Origin of the sequence: Paraburkholderia sp. SIMBA_030 (assembly GCF_046535245.1) — a bacterium.
In the GTDB taxonomy this organism is placed as follows: domain Bacteria; phylum Pseudomonadota; class Gammaproteobacteria; order Burkholderiales; family Burkholderiaceae; genus Paraburkholderia.
In genome coordinates, this window is record NZ_JAWRXB010001068.1 from 1 (window position 1) to 255 (window position 255).

Sequence of the window (255 nt, forward strand, 5' to 3'; positions counted from 1 at the left end):
GTTGCTGGTTTTGCAGGACAGCGGCGGCCAGTTGCTCGGCCACAACGGGATCACTCACAGGCGTGACGGCCGGTTGCGGGGGAGCGGGGTTCTTCGCAGGTGCAACTGGCGGACTGGCCGGTTTGACGACCGGAAATGCAGAAGGCTGGGGTTCGCCAACCGGCTCATCAGCGGCGGGTTCAATCCCCGGGGTGCCCGGCGGATCAATCAGTACCGTGTATTCGCGCAGCAAGCGCCCGTTGGGCTGATTGAGCT

1 pseudogene is annotated in these 255 nt (G+C 64.7%); it reads right to left on the reverse strand.

Annotated features, from left to right (window positions below):
* A pseudogene (locus tag SB772_RS43305) lies at window positions 1–255 on the reverse strand (hypothetical protein); the annotation flags it as partial.